Here is an 18,808-nt window from a genome sequence, read left to right on the forward strand (position 1 = left end):
AGACAGCTCTTCTGCTGGGCCGCCGCGAGCGACTCCGCCAGCGCGACGGCATCGAAGGGCGACACCGGCAGCGTCGGGCACTGCCATTCGCCGAGCCGCCCGAGTTCCGCGAGACGCGCGTGCATCACGCGCGCCTTGAACGATTGGGGAGAAGAGCGAAAGCCGTGCAGATAGAGAATCACGAATGTCCTCCTGCGCCACGCGCCGACAGCGCGTCGAGCAGTTTCTGGTGAACGCCGCCGAAGCCGCCGTTGCTCATCACGAGCACGTGGTCGCCCGGGCGCGCGGCGGCCGTGACCGCTTTCACCAGCGGTTCGATTTCGTTGAACGCCCGCGCCTTGTCGCCGAGCGGAGACAGCGCCTCGGCGAGATCCCAGCCGAGCTTGTCGCGGCCTTCGCGCGCGCCGTAGCCGAAAACCAGATCGGCGTCCGCGAGACTGGCGGGCAGCTGCGCCTTCATCGTGCCGAGCTTCATCGTGTTCGAGCGCGGCTCCAGCACGGCGAGGATGCGGACATGGCCGTCCCGGCCATCGCCGATGCGCGTGCGCAGTCCCGCGACCGTCGTTTCGATCGCGGTCGGATGATGCGCGAAGTCGTCGTAGACGGTGACGCCGTCCACGCTGCCCTTCACTTCCATGCGCCGCTTGACGTTGCGAAAGCCCGAAAGCGACTTCACCGCCTGCGCCGCCGGCACGCCGACCGAGCGCGCCGCCGCGATCGCCGCGAGCGCGTTCATGCGATTGTGCTCGCCCTGCACCTGCCAATCGACGACGCCCTGGCGCTCGCCTTCCCAATACACGGCGAACTGCTCGTCGACGGGCGCGCCATCGGCCGCGGGCAGCGCCTGCCAGCCGCCTTCCACGCCGAAGCGCTCGACGCCCGACCAGCAGCCGCGCGTGAGCACGCGTTCGAGTGCGGCCTCGCGCCCGTTCGTGACGATGCGGCCGACACCGGGCACCGTGCGCACCAGATGATGGAATTGCGTTTCGATCGCGGCGAGATCGGGAAAGATGTCGGCGTGATCGAATTCGAGATTGTTGAGCACCGCGGTGCGCGGGCGATAGTGGACGAACTTCGAGCGCTTGTCGAAGAACGCGGTGTCGTATTCGTCGGCTTCGATGACGAAGAAGCTGGAATCGGTGAGCCGCGCCGAAATGCCGAAGTTGAGCGGCACGCCGCCGATGAGGAAGCCCGGGTTCATGCCCGAGTCTTCGAGGAGCCACGCGAGCATCGAGCTCGTCGTGGTCTTGCCGTGCGTGCCCGCAACCGCCAGCACCCATTTGCCGGCCAGCACGTGCTCGCCGAGCCATTGCGGGCCGGACGTATACGGCAGGCCGCGGTCGAGGATCGCCTCCATCAGCGGATTGCCGCGCGTCACCACGTTGCCGATGACGAACAGATCCGGCTCGAGCGCGAGCTGCTCGACGCCGTAGCCTTCGATCAGCTCGATGCCCTGCGCTTCGAGCTGCGTGCTCATCGGCGGATAAACGCCCGCGTCGCAGCCGGTGACCTTGTGGCCCGCTTCGCGCGCCAGGACGGCGAGTCCGCCCATGAAGGTGCCGCAGATGCCGAGGATGTGGATGTGCATAAACCGTGTCGCGCCGCGCGGGCGATGAAGTGCGGAAAACAGGAACGGCGCCTTGGGATCAACCCGTGCAGGAAAGCGCCTGAAGGCGCATATTGTAACCGAGCAGGCTAAGCCCTCTTGCGCGCGCGGCAGCGGATCGCGCCGCATGTCGAGCTGCGGGCGGAAAGGCCGCCTGGCGTTATCTAGTATGATTTCGGGATGGTTCGCAAATCACATTTCGATCCGCAGCGCGTGCGCGAGGAAATCGCCATCGCCGCTGCGAGGATGATCGCCGAGGACGGTCTCGACTACTCCACCGCGAAGCGCAAGGCCGCGCGTCAGGTGGTCGGCGAGGCGAAGATCGGCGGCGAGTTCCTGCCTGATAACGATCAGATCGAAGAGGAAATCCGCGAGTATCAGGCGATTTTCCAGAGCGACAGCCAGCCGGCCGTGCTGCGCCGCATGCGCGAGGCCGCGCTCGACTGGATGGAGCGCCTGAAGCCCTTCGATCCGTATCTGACGGGCGCGGTGCTCAACGGCACGGCGGGTGAGCATTCGGACATCCACCTGCAATGCTTCTGCGACAATCCGAAGGAAGTCGCGATTTACCTGCTGAACGCGAACGTGCAGTACGACGTGTCGGAGACGCGGCATTTCGCCGGGCGCGGCTACGTCGAAACCTTGAGCTTTCTGCATCGCGCGCGCGGAGAAGAGCCGATCGGCGTGCATATCGCGCTCTACGGCACCGATGATCTGCGCGGCGCCGTGCGCGCCGACGGCCGCGGCCGTCTCGCCCGCGCGAACGCCGCGGCGGTGCGCTCGCTGCTCGATCATCCCGATTCACCGCCGCTGGAAATCGGCGGCTGACCTTCTTCCGGACGCTCATGAACACTACACGCATTCTGGCGGCCCTCGTGGTGGCGGTCGCCGCGACGGTTGGCGGCTTCTATGCAGGCCACGTCTTCAACGGCGGCGACACCGTGGCGGCGACGCAGCCCGGCGCCGGCTCGGGCAACGCCGTCGAGCAATTGTGGAAGGCCACGCCGCCGGGCGCCGCGGGCACGTCGCAGCCGCTCGCCGCGTTCAAGGGCAAGCCGGTCGTCGTGAATTTCTGGGCGTCGTGGTGCGGGCCATGCGTCAAGGAAATGCCGACGCTTTCCGCCATGCAGCGCGAATACGAGAAGAAAGGCATCACGTTCATCGGGCTCGGCGTGGACAGCGAAAAGAACGTGAACGACTTCCTGCAAAAGGTGCCGGTCGCCTATCCCGTCTACGTGACCGGATTCGGCGGCGCGGACCTTGCGCGCAGCTTCGGCAACAACGCGGGCGGCTTGCCGTTCACCGTCGTGATCGACTCGAAGGGCGCGGTTCGTTCGACAAAATTGGGCGAAGTGAACCCGACGGAGCTCAAGCATATCCTCGACAGCCTGTAATAATTGGCTGTCCGCAGTCTGCGTAATGCCCTAAGTAAGCTGCGAGTTAAGGTGTATTACGGCGATCTTGCATGAATTTCGACGTATTGATTCCAGGCAAACGGTAAATTGTCCCGTACATTCGGAACCGTCCGCACGGTAAAACTAGACAAAATTCTCTAAACGGCGCTAAAGTGCGCCCAATTCCGCACAACCCGAAGCCACCATGACTACTCTGCCGGTGCCGCAAGGCTGCCTTGCCGTCGAGTCCGACACCCGTGAAACCGGTGCCGGCCGCCGCGCGGCATCCGGAACCGTCATGTGCATGCCGTTCGGGCGCGCGCTTCAAAACGACCACGCCGGCGCGTTCGACATGAACGCGCTTCGCGTGCCGATCGATTCTGCCGCCGCATTCCCCGTCGGCGCATGTTCGGGCGCGGCAGGGCGCGCCGGACACGCGCGCGTCGGACGGCTGGCCGCGCCGGCTCGCGGCTGAGCAATCAGAACACCCACAAATCAAGTCAAGTGCCGGGCCACCCCGGTCTCCAAGTATTGAAAGGGGATTTTTCGATGGACCTTCGTAAACTGAAAACGCTGATCGACCTCGTCTCGGAATCCGGCATCTCGGAGCTGGAAGTGACGGAAGGCGAAGGCAAGGTTCGCATCGTCAAGAACGCGGCGCCCGTCTACATGCAGGCGCCGCAGCAATACATACCGCAAGTCCAGGCTCCGGCCGCGCCGCACTTCGCCGCACCGGGCGAAGCGGGCGCGCCGGGCGCCGCGACGCCCGCCGCCGCCGCGCCGCAAGGCCATGTCGTGACCTCGCCGATGGTCGGCTCGTTCTACCGCGCGCCGTCGCCGGGCGCGGACCCGTTCGTGCAGGTCGGCGATACGGTGAAGGAAGGCCAGACCCTCTGCATCATCGAAGCGATGAAGCTCTTGAACGAGATCGAATCGGACAAGTCCGGCATCGTGAAGGAAATCCTCGTCGAGAACGGCCAGGCGGTCGAGTACGGCCAGCCGCTCTTCGTGATCGGCGACTGACGCGTCCTCGCGCCGGATGCGCCGCCTTCGCAGTCGTTCGCACCGTTCGCACATTGAACGCGCGCTTCTCGCTCCCGCCGTCCGGCATCGCGCCTCGTGCGCGCGCCTCGTCGCGGACATCGTCCGAACGAAGAGCGCGCGCCGCCGATTGGATCCCCGAGGGCCGCTCGCGCGAGCCCGTTGATGAGCCGACCCACCACCATGTTTGAAAAAATTCTCATTGCGAACCGCGGCGAAATCGCGCTTCGCATCCAGCGCGCGTGCCGCGAGCTGGGCGTCAAGACAGTCGTCGTCTACTCGGAAGCCGACAAGGAAGCCAAGTACGTCAAGCTCGCCGATGAAGCCGTGTGCATCGGCCCGGCGCCCTCCAATCTCTCTTACCTGAACATGCCGGCGCTCATCAGCGCCGCCGAAGTCACCGACGCCGAGGCGATCCATCCCGGCTACGGCTTCCTCTCCGAAAACGCGGATTTCGCCGAGCGCGTCGAGCAATCCGGCTTCACGTTCATCGGGCCGCGTCCCGAGACCATTCGCCTGATGGGCGACAAGGTCACCGCCAAGCAGACGATGATCAAGACCGGCGTGCCGTGCGTGCCGGGTTCGGAAGGCGCGTTGCCGGACGATCCGCGCGAAATCGTGAAGATTGCCCGCACGATCGGCTACCCGGTCATCATCAAGGCGGCGGGCGGCGGCGGCGGGCGCGGCATGCGCGTGGTGCACACCGAAGCGGCGCTCGTCAACGCGGTCAACATGACGCGCGAGGAAGCGGGCCGCGCCTTCGGCAACCCGCAGGTGTACATGGAGAAGTTTCTCGAGAATCCGCGCCACATCGAGATTCAGGTGCTGTCGGATTCGTTCCGCAACGCGATCTGGCTCGGCGAGCGCGACTGCTCGATGCAGCGCCGTCACCAGAAAGTGATCGAGGAAGCGCCGGCGCCGGGCATCGCGCGGCGGCTGATCGAGCGCATCGGCGACCGCTGCGCCGACGCGTGCAAGAAGATGGGCTATCTCGGCGCGGGCACGTTCGAATTCCTGTACGAGAACAACGAGTTCTACTTCATCGAAATGAACACGCGGGTGCAGGTCGAGCATCCGGTGACGGAGCTCATCACGGGCGTCGACATCGTGCAGGAGCAGATCCGCATCGCCGCCGGCGAGAAACTCTCGATCCGCCAGAAGGACATCCAGTTCCGCGGCCACGCGATCGAATGCCGCATCAACGCGGAAGATCCGTTCAAGTTCACGCCGTCGCCGGGACGCATCACGTCGTGGCACACGCCGGGCGGCCCCGGCATCCGCGTCGATTCACACGCCTACAATGGCTATTTCGTCCCGCCGAACTACGATTCGATGATCGGCAAGCTCATCGCCTATGGCGCGACGCGCGAGCAGGCGATCAACCGCATGCGCATCGCGTTGTCGGAGATGGTCGTGGAAGGCATCCAGACCAACATCCCGCTGCATCGCGAGCTGATGATCGACGCGAAGTTCGTCGAAGGCGGCACGAGCATCCACTATCTCGAGAACAAGCTGGCCGCGCGTCAGGCGGCAGTGGCCGAAGAGTCGTAAGCGCAAGGGAACGAGACGAGAGCATGAGTTACCGGGAACTGATCGCCGAACTGGACCGTGAGCACGCGGAAGCGCTGTCGGATGCGCTGCTCGAAGTCGGAGCGCTGTCGGTGTCCGTCGAGGACGCCGACGCCGATACGCCCGACGAGCAGCCGCTCTTCGGCGAGCCGGGTCTCGTGCCCGAAAAAAGCGCGTGGAAGCGCTCGCGCGTCGTCGCGCTGCTCGCCGAGGAAGCCGATCCGGCCGTGCTGCTCGCGGCCGCCGCGAACGAGGTCGGACTCGACGCGACGCCCGCGTTCACGGTGCGCGAGGTCGAGGAGCAGGACTGGGTGCGCCTGACGCAAGCCCAGTTCGATCCGATCTCCATCGGCGAGCGCATCTGGGTCGTGCCTTCGTGGCATGACGCACCCGATCCGGACGCGCTCGTGCTCGAGCTCGATCCCGGTCTCGCGTTCGGCACCGGCAGCCATCCGACCACGCGGCTGTGCATGGAATGGCTGGAGCAATCGGTCGGTCCCGGACAGTCGCTGCTGGATTACGGCTGCGGCTCAGGCATCCTCGCGATTCTTGCGAAGAAATGCGGCGCGGACCCCGTCTTTGGCATCGACATCGACCCGCAGGCGGTGGAATCCGCGCGGCAGAACAGCGAGCGCAATCGCGCCGAAGTGACCTACGGATTGCCCGGTGAATGTCCCGCCGGCGAGTTCGACATCGTCGTCGCGAACATTCTCTCGAATCCGCTCAAGCTAATGGCGTCGATGCTTTCCGCGAAGGTGAAGCCGGGCGGCAGGATCGCGCTCTCGGGCGTGCTCGCACGGCAGGCCGACGAGGTTGCGGCGGCCTATGCGAAATGGATCGACATCGGCGTCTGGCGCGAGCACGAAGGCTGGGTGTGCCTTGCGGGAACCCGGCGCGAAAGTCATTAAAATAGCGCCATCGTCCACGAACAGGCCTTCGGGCCAACGGCAATTCTTATATGGCGCTGGCAACCCGCTGCCCTCACTGCGAAACCGTATTCAAGCTCGACCCGCACCTGCTCGCGCCCCATGACGGCCGCGTGCGCTGCGGGCACTGCCAGGAAGTTTTCGACGCCGCGCATCATCGCTTCGAGCTTCCGGAGGAAACGGCCGCGCCGAACGTCGCCCAGCATGCCGCGATCATCGACGACGAGGCCGCAGTCGGCCCCTCGACGAGCTCCGGCGCCGCTCCGGCTGCCGCTGCCGCCGCGACGTCCGAGGCGCCGCTAAAGCCAAAGCCATTCGCACCGCGCACGCTCGACCTCGGCGCGTCGGGGCCGGCCAGGCGCGTCGATGCGCCCCCTTCTCCTCCACCGTCTCCGCCAGTCAGCGTCAGCCCCGACGAAGACGCCGATCGCACCGTCTACGCGAACGCGCCCTCGTTTGCCGACGCATCCGCGCAGACGCACGCGACGCCGCCGCGCAACGACGTCACGCCTCCCGGGCAGGCGGACGCGGCAAACGAACCTTCCGCCGAGCCTGTGGAACCACCGCGCATGAAGCAATTCATCCGCGTGGGCGCGCCGCAACCCGATCTCGCGAAACCCGCGCAAGCCAGAGCGGATGCGCCGCCCGTCGAACCGCCCGCTCCGCCCTTCGCGGATCGGCTCGACGATCGCGCCGAGCCTTTCATCGGTCCGGCGCAGCGACCGGCCGACACGCCGCCGCCCGCGCGCCCCGCGCCGGAGCCGCCCGCCGCACCCGCGTGGCGCGACGAGGCCGAGCCCGGCTTCGGCGGCAGGCCGCCCGGCGGCGCGCGTCCGGCAAGCGCCAACGAAGCGTTTCCCGCGACCCGCGAATCGCGCCCGCCCGCGGCTTCGCGCAAGGACAAGAGCAAAGGCAGGCGCATCGTGGGGACCCTCGTCGCAGTGCTGCTGGCGTTGCTGCTCGTCGTGCAGCTCGCGTGGTGGCAGCGCGAAATCGTGATGGTCAATGTCCCCGGTGCACATGCCCTCTACTCGGACGTGTGCGACGAGCTCGGCTGCACGATCTCGCCGCCGCGCGACATCGACGGATTGCAGATCGAGAGCTCCGGCCTGCGCCAGGTCGATGGCCCGCACAAGCTCGAGCTGAAGCTGTCGCTGCGCAATCGCAAGGACGTCGCGCTTGCTTATCCTGCGCTCGAACTCACGCTCCTCGACGACAAGAACAATGTCGCGATCCGCCGGGTGCTTTGGCCGCAGGATTACGCGCGACCGGGTACGATATTCGCCATCGGCCTTCCGCCGCAAAGCGCGCAGCCGGTCGTCGTCCGGCTCGATACGGGCGATGCGGTCGCCGCGAATTACCGGGTTCAGGTCTTTTATCCGTGATCGCGGGCAGGCGCGGGGCTTCCGCCTCGCACGGCCCGGCGCGCGAAAGGCGCCTGGCCCCTGTTCCATACGACGCGCGTCACGGCCCTCAGGGTTAGTCACGCGCGATTTTCCCGTCAGCATCTGACAATTCTCTGGAGCGCAACATGAGTCAAGTTACCCTCGGCGGCAATCCCATCGACGTAAGCGGCACGTTCCCGGGCAAGGGACAGCAGGCGGCCGAGTTCACGCTCGTCGGCGCGGACCTCGGCGACGTCAAACTCGCGAGCTTCGCCGGCAAGCGCAAGGTGCTGAACATCGTGCCGAGCCTCGACACACCGACCTGCGCCACCTCGACGCGCAAATTCAACGAAGCCGCGGCCAAGCTGGACAACACCGTGGTCGTGGTCGTCTCGGGCGATCTGCCGTTCGCCGCGAAGCGCTTCTGCACGACCGAAGGCATCGCGAACGTGGTGACCGCTTCGACCTTCCGCGGCCACGAGTTCGCGCAAGCATATGGCGTCGACGTGACGAGCGGCCCGCTCAAGGGCCTGACGGCGCGCGCGGTCGTCGTGCTGGACGAGAACAACAAGGTGCTGCACTCGGAACTCGTGTCGGAAATCAAGAACGAGCCGAACTACGACGCGGCGCTCGCCTCGCTGAAGTAACACCGGTCGGGCCGCGCGGCTGGCGGCCCGCGCATACGAGGCGCGGCAACCGGCTTCGCCGCGCGCCGTATGCGCCTTCCCTTTCCAGGCTCCTAACGATAAGGACGTTCGCCTTGGCTACGCTCATCTGCGGCTCGCTCGCCTACGACAACATCATGACCTTCCAGGGCCGCTTCGGCGACCACATCCTGCCGGACCAGGTGCACATGCTGAACATCAGCTTCCTGGTGCCGACGATGCGGCGCAACTTCGGCGGCTGCGCGGGCAACATCGCCTATGCGCTCAAGCTGCTCGGCGGCGACGCGAAGATCATGGCCACGCTCGGCGCGGCGGACGCGCAGCTCTACATCGACCGGCTCGACGCGCTCGGCCTGTCGAAGCAATACGTGCGCGTGCTGCCCGATCAGCACTCGGCGCAGTGCTTCATCACGACCGACCTCGCGAACAATCAGATCACCGCGTTCCACCCCGGCGCGATGATGGAATCGCACCTGAATCGCGCCGACGAAGCGCAGGGCATCACGCTCGGCATCGTCGCCCCCGACGGCGCCCAAGGCATGCGCGAGCACGCCGAAGGATTCGCCCGCGCGGGCGTGCCGTTCGTGTTCGATCCGGGTCAGGGATTGCCTATTCTTGAAGGTGTAGAGCTTTGTCGCATGATTGAACTTGCCACCTACGTGGCGGTCAACGACTACGAAGCCAAGTTGTTGAGCAACAAGACCGGATGGTCGATCGAAGACATCATGAGCCGCATCAAGGCGCTCGTGATCACGCGCGGAGAACACGGCGCGCAGATCTATCATGAAGACGGCGTGCTGGAAGTGCCGGCCGTCAAGGCGCGGCAGGTGGTCGATCCCACCGGTTGCGGCGACGCATTCCGCGGCGGCCTTCTCTACGGCATCGAAAACGAGCTTGGCTGGGAAAAGACGGGGCGTCTCGCGAGCCTGATGGGCGCATTGAAAATCGAGCATCAGGGGCCACAAACCTACGCGCCGACGCGCGCCGAAATTGAAGAGCGTTACCAGCAGGCATTCGGAACCAGCCTGTCGTGATGATTTGGAGTAAGAGTATGAAAACGGTTAGTCGTATCGTGCTGGCGGCGGCGCTCGCCGGCTCAGTGGCGATGACGGGCTGTGCCTACAACAGCAGTTCGCCCGACGTCTACACGGCGTCGCAGGCGCAGCGCGAGGAAACGGTTCGCATGGCGACCGTCGAAAGCGTGCGCGGCGTGAAGATCAGTTCGAACAACGGTCAGCCGACCGGTCTCGGCACGATCGGCGGCGGCGCGCTGGGCGGCGTCGCGGCGGCGAGCGCGATCGGCGGCGGCAATGGTTCGATCATCGCGGGCATCATCGGCGGCCTGGCGGGCGCGGTCGCGGGCAACGCCGTCGAGAACAACGTCGCGATGAAGAACGGGCTCGAGATCACCGTGCGTCTGGACAACGGCGATCTGCGCGCGATCACTCAAACCGCGAACGGCGAAGTGTTCCAGGCGGGCGAGCGAGTGCGTCTGCTGTCGAGCGGCGGCGTCACGCGCGTCACGCACTGACGCATTCAGCGGAGGAATAGACACCGCACCGCAAGGCGGGCATCTGTTTCGACACACGAGCGCATGTATCGAAAGATACATGCGCTTTTTCTTTGCGTGCTTCCGCCCAGCCTCCCGCGCGCGGGAAATTCGTTCGCCGAAACGAAAAACCCGCCGCCGGGATTGCGCCGGCGACGGGTTCAGGCCGGGTAGGACTACCCGGGCTAAAGGCACATCGTGTGTGCCTGAGTGTCGCTTACCGCGAGAACTTACGGACGGCTGCCCGTCGGGAACGGCCATGCCGCTGCCGGGTTCAACGCCGTCTTGACCGCAGCGGCCGGTGCCGGAGCAGGCGCCGATACGGTCGTTGCCGTCGTTGCAGGAGCAGCAGCCGTGGTCTTCTTCGCAGCAGCGGCCTTCTTGGCCGGAGCCTTTTTCGCGGGGGCCTTTTTCGCAGCGGGAGCAGGCGCAGCGGCTGCGGATTTCGCAGCCGCCTTTTTCGCAGGAGCCTTTTTCGCAGCGCCCTTCTTCGCCGCCGCCTTCTTCGCAGGCGCCTTCTTCGCGGCTGCCTTCTTCGCAGGCGCCTTCTTGGCCGCGGCCTTCTTCGCCGCTACCTTCTTGGTCGCGACCTTCTTGGCTGCCGTCTTCTTCGCTGCTGCCTTCTTCGCGGGCGCCTTCTTCGCTGCAACCTTCTTTGCGGCGACCTTCTTCGCCGCTACTTTCTTCGCAGCGACTTTCTTGGTTGCCACTTTCTTCGCAGCGACCTTCTTGGCTGCAACCTTCTTCGCCGCAACCTTCTTAGCGGCAACCTTCTTCGCGGCGACCTTCTTCACAGCAACCTTCTTCGCTGCGACCTTCTTCGCCGGAGCGGCCTTCTTGGCGGTGACTTTCTTCGCTGCAGCCTTCTTGGCGGCGGGTTTTTTCTTGGCAACTGCCATGGTTTTCTCCTTCAGGTTTTCGGATGAGAGTCAGTTCAAACAACACCCTTCGTCAAAACCCGCTTCCCACGTGTCGCCTTCTCGACAGCGCACGCTACGAAGCGGATTATTCATCGGCGTACGCTGATCCCACCTGCTTACGCTAATGAATACGGCAAGGCGCGCCGTGCCCCGAGGCACCGCGCGCCAAATTGAGTCAGCACCGCATCTTCGCGGCGCCGGCCATCGCTTGATCGAGCCGGCGAGCTTGTCGCCGGCATTTTCCGGGGGGAAGTTTGCCCATCCCCTTTCGGGGATCGCAAAACGCCTGTCTTCTATTCGAGCCACTCGGCCCGCCAAGTCAGTAGGCGCACTTTGCATCAGGCGACCGTTCTCCTAAACCTTGTCGGTCGGGCGCGCGTGAGCGACACGCAGCTGCCCGACCGTCCCATCGATTTCGTCTGCAACACGTCCTGGATTTTTATTATTCCCAAGTCAGCGCGCCGCCGGTTTGATACTCAATCACGCGTGTCTCGAAGAAGTTGCGTTCCTTCTTCAAGTCGATCATTTCGCTCATCCACGGGAACGGGTTTTCCTCGTTCGGGAAGAGCGGGTCAAGCCCGATCTGCTGGCAACGCCGGTTGCAGATGAAGCGCAAGTAGCTCTTGAACATCGACGCATTCAGGCCGAGAACCCCGCGCGGCATGGTGTCTTCAGCGTAGCGATATTCAAGATCGACAGCCTGCTTGAAGAGCTCGCGGATCTCGGCCTTGAATTCGGCGGTCCACAGTTGCGGCTCTTCCAGCTTGATCTGGTTGATGAGGTCGATGCCGAAGTTGCAGTGCATCGACTCGTCGCGGAGGATGTACTGATACTGCTCCGCCGCGCCCGTCATCTTGTTCTGGCGACCCAGCGCCAGAATCTGCGTGAAGCCTACATAGAAGAACAGCCCTTCCATGATGCAGGCGAACACGATCAACGACTTCAGCAATTTCTGGTCCGCTTCCAGCGTGCCGGTGGTGAAGGCCGGGTCGGTCAGCGTCTGGATGAACGGAATGAGGAACTCGTCCTTGTCGCGGATCGACTTGACCTCGTGGTACGCGTTGAAGATTTCGCTCTCGTCGAGACCCAGCGATTCGACGATGTACTGGTACGCGTGCGTGTGGATCGCCTCTTCGAAAGCCTGGCGCAGCAGGAACTGGCGGCACTCCGGAGCGGTGATGTGACGGTACGTGCCGAGCACGATGTTGTTCGCGGCGAGCGAGTCGGCGGTGACGAAGAAGCCAAGGTTGCGCTTGACGATGCGGCGCTCGTCGTCGGACAGACCGTTCGGATCTTTCCAGAGGGCGATGTCGCGCGACATGTTCACTTCCTGCGGCATCCAGTGGTTCGCGCAGCCGGCGAGGTACTTCTCCCACGCCCACTTGTACTTGAACGGGACGAGCTGATTGACGTCGGTCTTGCCGTTGATGATGCGCTTGTCGGCGACGTTGACGCGCGCTTCGCTCGGAGCGGCGATGGCGCCGGCGGACGCGGCCGTTGCAGGATTGGCGGCTGCCGGCGGAACGAAGCCATCGGAGAAGATGTTGTTCGTGTTCGCCTGAGCAGTCTGATGGGCAGCTTGATGAGCGTGCGCAAATTGCGTTGCGCCCTGCGTACCGAAAGTCGTGCCTTGAGCGTGACGCAACGCGTTCTGTTGCGAAGCGCTCGAGGGAGCTACGGCAGTGGTCTCGTCATCCCAGTTGAGCATAAATTCTCACCATCAATTTAGATCGGTTTGTACCATCTTTTCATGAGCGTTAAAAGAGTTTGCTCATGAAAATTCTCGTTTTCTTGCGATTTAGATTCGACGTTGCTACCTGCATACAACACTCGGCTCTTCGCTTCGTGTGTGAAGCTTGATGCGACATCCATGGAAACGTGTGTGAAGCGGTCCTCATCGAGTGACTTCGAAGCCACCGCAACTTGCTTCGACTGCGCTTCGAGCGGACTTCATCGCCGCCTCGAAAGCCTTGCCGCATAAGGCTCTGCGGCCGGAGCGCCATGCGCGGTGCGAAGCGCGACTTGCTTCGCTGCGAACATCGGCCCGATGCTGCGCGCTCGATCATCAACGCATCGAAGCGTGGTTCGCTTCGCTCATCGATCGATGTCTCTCGACGACACTCGATGCGATGCAAAACATGCGTCGAGAAACGATCGACTCGCGTGATGTCTTGCCACGTTCGCTCGTCCTCTTCGATGACCTTCGATGCGTGTCATCCAACGCACTTCGCTTCGTTCGAAACGCGCTCGCGAAGACACCTCAATCGAGCTTTCCCGCCTGCCGCGCGCTTCGAATTCGTTGACGCAGTTTAGCATTCGGCGTCTCGCATTTCCACAATATCTTGTGCTTGAAATTCTCACGAATACAACCTATTGCGTGTTTACGCGACCATCCGTCTCACCATGAAAGCCGCCGTGCAAGCCCTCAGCGGCCTCTCAGAGGATCGAGCAGCGAGCGCAGGTTGTTGTGGTCGATCTCATGCATCAACGAGAGCAGCGCGCCCAGCTTGCCCTCAGGAAAACCCTCACGCGCGAACCACGCGAGATAGTGGCCAGGCAGATCGGCGATGAGCCGGTCCTTGTACTTGCCATAGGGCATCGTCTGCGTGACGAGACGTTGCAGGTCTTGCGGATCCATCTCTTCCTCACTCGTCGTTCAATGTTCATCGCACCACGCTGCGAGACTCAAACACTCAGCGATTGCTCCATATCGGTGCCATAATCGCCGCTCTTGCCGCCAAGAGTCGATCGCGAATCACCATGCCGCTTGCCGTCAAAGCTTTCATCGCCCCTCTCATCGTCGCGTGCGCGATGTTCATGGAAAGCGTCGACGCCAACGTCATCGTCACCGCGATTCCCGAAATGGCGCGCGCCTTCGGACGCGATCCCGTCACGTTGAAAGTCGCCGTCACGAGCTACGTGCTCGGGCTCGGCGTCTTCATTCCGATCTGCGGCTGGGTCGCCGACCGCTTCGGCGCACGCGTCGTGTTCCGCACGGCCATCGGCATCTTCGTCGTCGGCTCGCTGCTCTGCGCGGCGTCCACCTCGCTCGGACCGTTCACCGTCGCGCGGTTCATCCAGGGCGTCGGCGGCGCGATGATGGTGCCGGTCGGCCGCATCATCATCTTCCGCTCGGTGCGACGCTCCGAGTTCATTCGCGCGATGAACTATCTCTCCGTGCCCGCAATGCTCGGACCAGCCGTCGGGCCGCTGCTCGGCGGCTTCATCACGACCTATCTGCACTGGCGCCTGATCTTCTTCATCAACATTCCGATCGGCATCGCCGGCATTTGGCTGACCAACCGTTACATCGCCAATTCGCACGAGGAACATCCGGGCCGGCTCGACTGGTTCGGCTTCTTCCTCTCGGCGAGCGCGGGCGTGCTGCTGTTGCTCGGCCTCTCGCTCGTCGGCGGCGAACTGATCCCGCAAGGCACGGCCTATGCGATGTGCGCCGCCGGCGCGCTGATGGTCGCGCTCTACTGCGTGCACGCGCGCCGCGCCGAGAAGCCGCTGCTCGACCTGCGCTTCTTCCGCGTGCCGACCTTCCAGGCCAGCGTCCTCGGCGGCTCGATGTTCCGCATCGGCTTGGGCGCCGTGCCCTTCCTTCTGCCGCTCGCGCTCCAGGAAGGCCTCGGCATGACCGCCTTCAAGTCCGGCGCGATTACCTGCGCGTCCGCGTTCGGCGGCATGTTCATGCGCTCGCTCGCCTCGCGCGTGCTGCATCGCTTCGGCTTCCGGCAGACGCTCTTCTACAACGCCGCGCTGTCCGGCATCGCCATTGCGGCGTGCGGCACGTTCTTTCCCGGCACGCCGACCTGGGTGATCTGGACCGTCGTGCTGCTCGGCGGCTTCTTCCCCGCGTTGCAGTTCACGAGCCTCAACTCGCTCGCGTATGCGGAAATCGAAACGCGCGACGTCGGCCGCGCGACCAGCCTCGCGAGCTTCGTGCAGCAGGTATCGCTCGGTCTCGGCGTGACGGTTGCGGGCATCACGCTCGAGCTCTCGCAGTATCTGAACGGCCATGCGAGCGTGCAATGGTCCGACTTCTGGCCCGCGTTCGTCGTCGTCGGGCTGTTCTCCTTCATCTCGATGCCGATCACCGCGCGCCTCGCGCACGACGCCGGAACGGAGATCTCGCGCGGCACGCGCGGCTGAGGCCCTTTCTCTCCCGACGCGTTCGACGTTCTATCTGACCGAACGCGCAGCAAAACAAACGGGCCGGCACCGGAGCGATACGCTGCTCCGATGCCGGCCCGCAGGACCGGCTCAACCGATCTTTACTGGCAAGCCTCGCACTCGTCGAAGCCCGGGTCGCCCGGACGCATCATGCACACGGGGCCGTCCGCTTCCGGCGCGGGTGCTGCCTCGACCGCCGGTGCGCTCGCAGCCGCGGCGTTGAAGCCGCCGTTGCCCGCAGCCGACGCGCCGCCGCTCACGCCACCACCGAAGCTTCCGCTCGCGCCGGAACCGCTGTCGCCCGACGGCACCGCGTTCAGCGCGCCGTGCGCGACCGTCGACTTCTCGACGTGCGTCGCCGCCATCGTGCGGAGGTAGTACGTGGTCTTGAGGCCGCGCACCCATGCGAGCTTGTAGACCTCGTCGAGCTTCTTGCCCGACGCGCCCGCCATGTAGATGTTCAGCGACTGCGCCTGATCGATCCACTTCTGACGGCGTGCCGCCGCTTCCACGAGCCACTTCGGATCGACTTCGAAGGCCGTCGCGTAGATCGCGCGCAGGTCGGCCGGGATGCGGTCGATGCGCGAGAGCGTGCCGTCGAAGTACTTCAGATCCGACACCATGACTTCGTCCCACAGGCCGCGGGCCTTCAGATCGCGCACGAGGTAGTCGTTCACGACCGTGAATTCGCCCGACAGGTTCGACTTCACGTACAGGTTCTGGAAGGTCGGCTCGATGCACGCCGACACGCCGATGATGTTGGAAATCGTCGCCGTCGGCGCGATCGCCACGCAGTTCGAGTTGCGCATGCCGTGCGTCGAGATGCGCGAGCGCAGCGCGGGCCAGTCCATCGACTCCGAGGCGTCGACTTCGACGTAGCCGCCACGCGCGTCGGCCAACAGCCTCAGCGAATCCTGCGGGAGGATGCCGCGATCCCACAGCGAGCCGCGGTAGCTCGAGTAGCGGCCGCGCTCTTCCGCCAGTTCCGTCGACGCGTAGTAGGCGTAGTAGCAGACGGCTTCCATCGAGCGATCCGCGAACTCGACGGCTTCCGGCGACGCGTACGGCGTGCGCAGCAGGTGCAGGCAGTCCTGGAAGCCCATGATGCCCATGCCGACCGGGCGATGCTTCAGGTTCGAGTTACGCGCCTTCGGCACCGCGTAGTAGTTGATGTCGATGACGTTGTCGAGCATGCGCATCGCCACGCTGATGGTGCGCTTGAGCTTCGCGTGATCCAGCGCGTAGGTGCCGTCGGCCTGCTTGACCATGTGCGCGACGAGGTTCACCGAGCCGAGATTGCACACGGCGATTTCCGTGTCGCTCGTGTTCAGCGTGATTTCCGTGCACAGGTTCGACGAGTGCACGACGCCCACGTGCTGCTGCGGCGAGCGGACGTTGCACGGATCCTTGAACGTGATCCACGGATGGCCGGTCTCGAACAGCATGCCGAGCATCTTGCGCCAGAGTTGCGCCGCCGGAATCTTCTTGAACAGCTTGATCTCGCCGCGCGCGGCTTTCTCTTCGTAAGCCGTGTACGCCTTTTCGAAGTCCGCGCCGAACAGGTCGTGCAGGTCCGGGCAGGTGGACGGCGAGAACAGCGTCCAGTCGCCGCCTTCCATCACGCGCTTCATGAACAGGTCGGGAATCCAGTTCGCCGTGTTCATGTCGTGCGTGCGGCGACGGTCATCGCCCGTGTTCTTGCGCAGCTCGAGGAATTCCTCGATGTCGAGGTGCCACGACTCCAGGTACGCGCACACCGCGCCCTTGCGCTTGCCGCCCTGGTTCACGGCCACCGCCGTGTCGTTCACCACCTTCAGGAACGGCACCACGCCTTGCGACTTGCCGTTCGTGCCCTTGATGTGCGAGCCGAGGGCGCGCACGCGCGTCCAGTCGTTGCCGAGGCCGCCCGCGAACTTCGAGAGCAGCGCGTTTTCCTTCAGCGCCTCGTAGATGCCGTCGAGGTCGTCGGCGACGGTCGTCAGATAGCACGACGACAGCTGCGAGCGGTGCGTGCCCGAGTTGAACAGCGTCGGCGTCGAGGACATGAAGTCGAACGACGACAGCACCTGATAGAACTCGATCGCGCGCGCTTCACGGTCGATCTCGTTGAGCGACAGGCCCATCGCGACGCGCATGAAGAATGCCTGCGGCAGCTCGATGCGCGTGCCGTCGACGTGCAGGAAGTAGCGGTCGTACAGCGTCTGCAGGCCGAGGTAGCCGAACTGCAGGTCGCGGTTCGCGTCCAGCGCGGCGCCCAGGCGCTTGAGGTCGAACTGTTGCAGCTTGTCGTCGAGCAGGCCGGCTTCGACGCCGCGCTTGATGAACAGCGGGAAGTATTCGGCGTAGCGCTCGCCCATTTCGGCTTGCGTCACTTCTTCTTCGAGAATTTCGCGGCGGATCGTGTGCAGCAGGATGCGCGCGGTGACCTGGCTGTACGCCGGGTCCTTTTCGATCATCGTGCGCGCGGCGAGAATGGCCGAGTCGTAGACCTGGCTCATCGGCACGCCGTCGTACAGGTTCTTCACCGTTTCGGCGACGATCGGGTCGGCGGAAACCGCGTCGCCCAGATTCGCGCAAGCGGAGACGATCAGCGCCTTGAGCGCTTCGAGGTCGAGCGGGCGCGTGACGCCGTTGTCCGTCACGTTGACGGCGCCTTCGTGCGACTGCCCCTTCTGTGCGTGGCCGCGCTCCTGCTCGCGCTGCTGCGTGCGCTTTTCGCGATACAGCACGTAGGCGCGCGCGACGTTATGCTCGCCGCCGCGCATCAGCGCGAGTTCGACCTGATCCTGAATGTCTTCGATATGGAATGTGCCGCCGTGCGGACGGCTGCGCACGAGCGCGCGCACGACCGCTTGCGTCAGCTGCTCGACGAGCTCGCGCACGCGCGCGGAAGCGGCGCCCTGGCCGCCGTTTACGGCGATGAACGCCTTGGTCACGGCGATCGCGATCTTCGTCGGCTCGAACGACACCACGCTCCCGTTGCGACGGATGACTTTGTAGTCGGCAAACGTCGTGTTCGGCGCGAGCGCCTGGGCGCCCGCGGCTTGCGCACCGCCCGTCGGCAGTGCGGATGCGCCTTCGAAGGAAGTCGTGGCGTTTTCGGTGGTTTGCATGTGCAAAACTCCTGGTGTTCGAATGGTGCGGATGGTCCGCGGATTTATCACTTATGCCGCGCGCATCACGAGATCGTCATGACACTCGCGCGGTGTTTTGGCGGTAAAGCCGGGCTGTGAATGCAGCAGGCTCGGAATTCGAATCGCGGCGATGTCGGCCCGCATCGTTCTTGGCGTCTCATGCGGTGCCCGCGTTGGCGCACGGTGTCGATCGACGCAACTCCCCTTCACTTGCATGCTTCTTCACGGTGCTGCTCGCTGGCGCTCGATGCGCTCGAGGTCTCTTTCCCTGGCGGAAGAAACCGCCTCGCACACCGCCCCGGGCCAGCCAAACTTCTCCTACGCCGGAAAGCCGACGGCGCCGGCTCATCGGAGCGGGCGCCGCCTCAACAACACAAGATCTAGTGCAAAGTACGTCTGTCGGCACCAAGTATAGTGGACATCCGCACAGTCTCAAAAAG

At 64.5% G+C, this 18,808-nt stretch carries 18 protein-coding genes; 11 read left to right on the forward strand and 7 right to left on the reverse strand.

Going from position 1 to position 18,808, the window contains the following annotated elements; genetic code table 11:
• Positions 1–182: YqiA/YcfP family alpha/beta fold hydrolase (locus tag AWB83_RS32265; protein WP_279629105.1), on the reverse strand; the 182-nt coding region annotated here is incomplete at its 3' end.
• Positions 179–1,588, reverse strand: coding sequence for a UDP-N-acetylmuramate:L-alanyl-gamma-D-glutamyl-meso-diaminopimelate ligase (gene mpl, locus AWB83_RS32270; RefSeq protein ID WP_096059407.1), 1,410 nt, complete (start codon positions 1,586–1,588; stop codon positions 179–181). The genes mpl and AWB83_RS32265, both read right to left, overlap by 4 nt.
• 198 nt (positions 1,589–1,786) lie before the next feature.
• On the opposite strand from mpl, the gene AWB83_RS32275 reads away from it, so the two are divergent.
• The 10 genes from AWB83_RS32275 to AWB83_RS32320 all read left to right on the forward strand — a co-directional run bounded on the left by AWB83_RS32275 (position 1,787) and on the right by AWB83_RS32320 (position 10,117).
• Positions 1,787–2,434: a UDP-N-acetylmuramate--alanine ligase gene (locus tag AWB83_RS32275; RefSeq protein ID WP_087049690.1), complete on the forward strand. Its 648-nt coding sequence runs from the start codon at positions 1,787–1,789 to the stop codon at positions 2,432–2,434.
• Between the two features lie 17 nt (positions 2,435–2,451).
• Complete coding sequence (locus AWB83_RS32280; protein WP_087049691.1) at positions 2,452–3,000, forward strand: TlpA family protein disulfide reductase; 549 nt, start codon at positions 2,452–2,454, stop codon at positions 2,998–3,000.
• Positions 3,001–3,205: 205 nt separating this feature from the next.
• Positions 3,206–3,475 carry a hypothetical protein gene (locus AWB83_RS32285; protein ID WP_143750140.1) on the forward strand — a complete coding sequence of 90 codons (270 nt, stop codon included), beginning with the start codon at positions 3,206–3,208 and terminating at the stop codon, positions 3,473–3,475.
• A gap of 74 nt (positions 3,476–3,549) precedes the next feature.
• A complete protein-coding gene (gene accB / locus AWB83_RS32290) occupies positions 3,550–4,023 on the forward strand; it encodes an acetyl-CoA carboxylase biotin carboxyl carrier protein (RefSeq protein ID WP_087049693.1) in 474 nt (157 codons plus the stop codon).
• Positions 4,024–4,224: 201 nt separating this feature from the next.
• A complete protein-coding gene (gene accC / locus AWB83_RS32295; RefSeq protein WP_087049694.1) occupies positions 4,225–5,592 on the forward strand; it encodes an acetyl-CoA carboxylase biotin carboxylase subunit in 1,368 nt (455 codons plus the stop codon).
• Positions 5,593–5,615: 23 nt separating this feature from the next.
• Positions 5,616–6,518: a 50S ribosomal protein L11 methyltransferase gene (gene prmA / locus AWB83_RS32300; RefSeq protein ID WP_087049695.1), complete on the forward strand. Its 903-nt coding sequence runs from the start codon at positions 5,616–5,618 to the stop codon at positions 6,516–6,518.
• Between the two features lie 50 nt (positions 6,519–6,568).
• Entirely contained in the window at positions 6,569–7,921 is a 1,353-nt protein-coding gene (locus AWB83_RS32305; RefSeq protein WP_087049696.1) for a zinc-ribbon and DUF3426 domain-containing protein, read from the forward strand.
• A gap of 146 nt (positions 7,922–8,067) precedes the next feature.
• On the forward strand, positions 8,068–8,568 hold the full coding sequence (gene tpx / locus AWB83_RS32310; RefSeq protein WP_087049697.1) for a thiol peroxidase: 501 nt from the start codon (positions 8,068–8,070) through the stop codon (positions 8,566–8,568).
• A 113-nt stretch (positions 8,569–8,681) separates the two neighbouring features.
• Positions 8,682–9,620 carry a carbohydrate kinase family protein gene (locus tag AWB83_RS32315; protein WP_087049698.1) on the forward strand — a complete coding sequence of 313 codons (939 nt, stop codon included), beginning with the start codon at positions 8,682–8,684 and terminating at the stop codon, positions 9,618–9,620.
• A gap of 17 nt (positions 9,621–9,637) precedes the next feature.
• The gene (locus tag AWB83_RS32320) at positions 9,638–10,117 is read left to right on the forward strand and encodes an outer membrane lipoprotein (protein ID WP_087049699.1); all 480 of its coding nucleotides are present in this window, start codon (positions 9,638–9,640) and stop codon (positions 10,115–10,117) included.
• A 248-nt stretch (positions 10,118–10,365) separates the two neighbouring features.
• On the opposite strand, the gene AWB83_RS32325 is transcribed toward AWB83_RS32320, so the two are convergent.
• The 4 genes from AWB83_RS32325 to AWB83_RS32345 all read right to left on the reverse strand — a co-directional run bounded on the left by AWB83_RS32325 (position 10,366) and on the right by AWB83_RS32345 (position 13,693).
• Positions 10,366–11,034 (reverse strand): histone H1-like DNA-binding protein, encoded by a 669-nt coding sequence (locus AWB83_RS32325; RefSeq protein ID WP_087049700.1) that lies wholly within the window; start codon positions 11,032–11,034, stop codon positions 10,366–10,368.
• A gap of 30 nt (positions 11,035–11,064) precedes the next feature.
• Positions 11,065–11,394: a hypothetical protein gene (locus AWB83_RS37445; protein ID WP_087049701.1), complete on the reverse strand. Its 330-nt coding sequence runs from the start codon at positions 11,392–11,394 to the stop codon at positions 11,065–11,067.
• A 103-nt stretch (positions 11,395–11,497) separates the two neighbouring features.
• Positions 11,498–12,763, reverse strand: coding sequence for a ribonucleotide-diphosphate reductase subunit beta (locus AWB83_RS32335; protein WP_087049702.1), 1,266 nt, complete (start codon positions 12,761–12,763; stop codon positions 11,498–11,500).
• A 717-nt stretch (positions 12,764–13,480) separates the two neighbouring features.
• Positions 13,481–13,693 (reverse strand): DUF3820 family protein, encoded by a 213-nt coding sequence (locus AWB83_RS32345; protein WP_087049704.1) that lies wholly within the window; start codon positions 13,691–13,693, stop codon positions 13,481–13,483.
• 122 nt (positions 13,694–13,815) lie between these two features.
• Between AWB83_RS32345 and AWB83_RS32350 the strand changes: the two genes are divergently transcribed.
• A complete protein-coding gene (locus AWB83_RS32350) occupies positions 13,816–15,213 on the forward strand; it encodes an MFS transporter (protein WP_087049705.1) in 1,398 nt (465 codons plus the stop codon).
• A gap of 122 nt (positions 15,214–15,335) precedes the next feature.
• On the opposite strand, the gene AWB83_RS32355 is transcribed toward AWB83_RS32350, so the two are convergent.
• Entirely contained in the window at positions 15,336–18,347 is a 3,012-nt protein-coding gene (locus tag AWB83_RS32355) for a ribonucleoside-diphosphate reductase subunit alpha (RefSeq protein ID WP_087049706.1), read from the reverse strand.
• Positions 18,348–18,808: the final 461 nt, after the last annotated feature.

The organism is Caballeronia ptereochthonis (genome assembly GCF_001545075.1).
GTDB lineage: Bacteria > Pseudomonadota > Gammaproteobacteria > Burkholderiales > Burkholderiaceae > Caballeronia > Caballeronia ptereochthonis.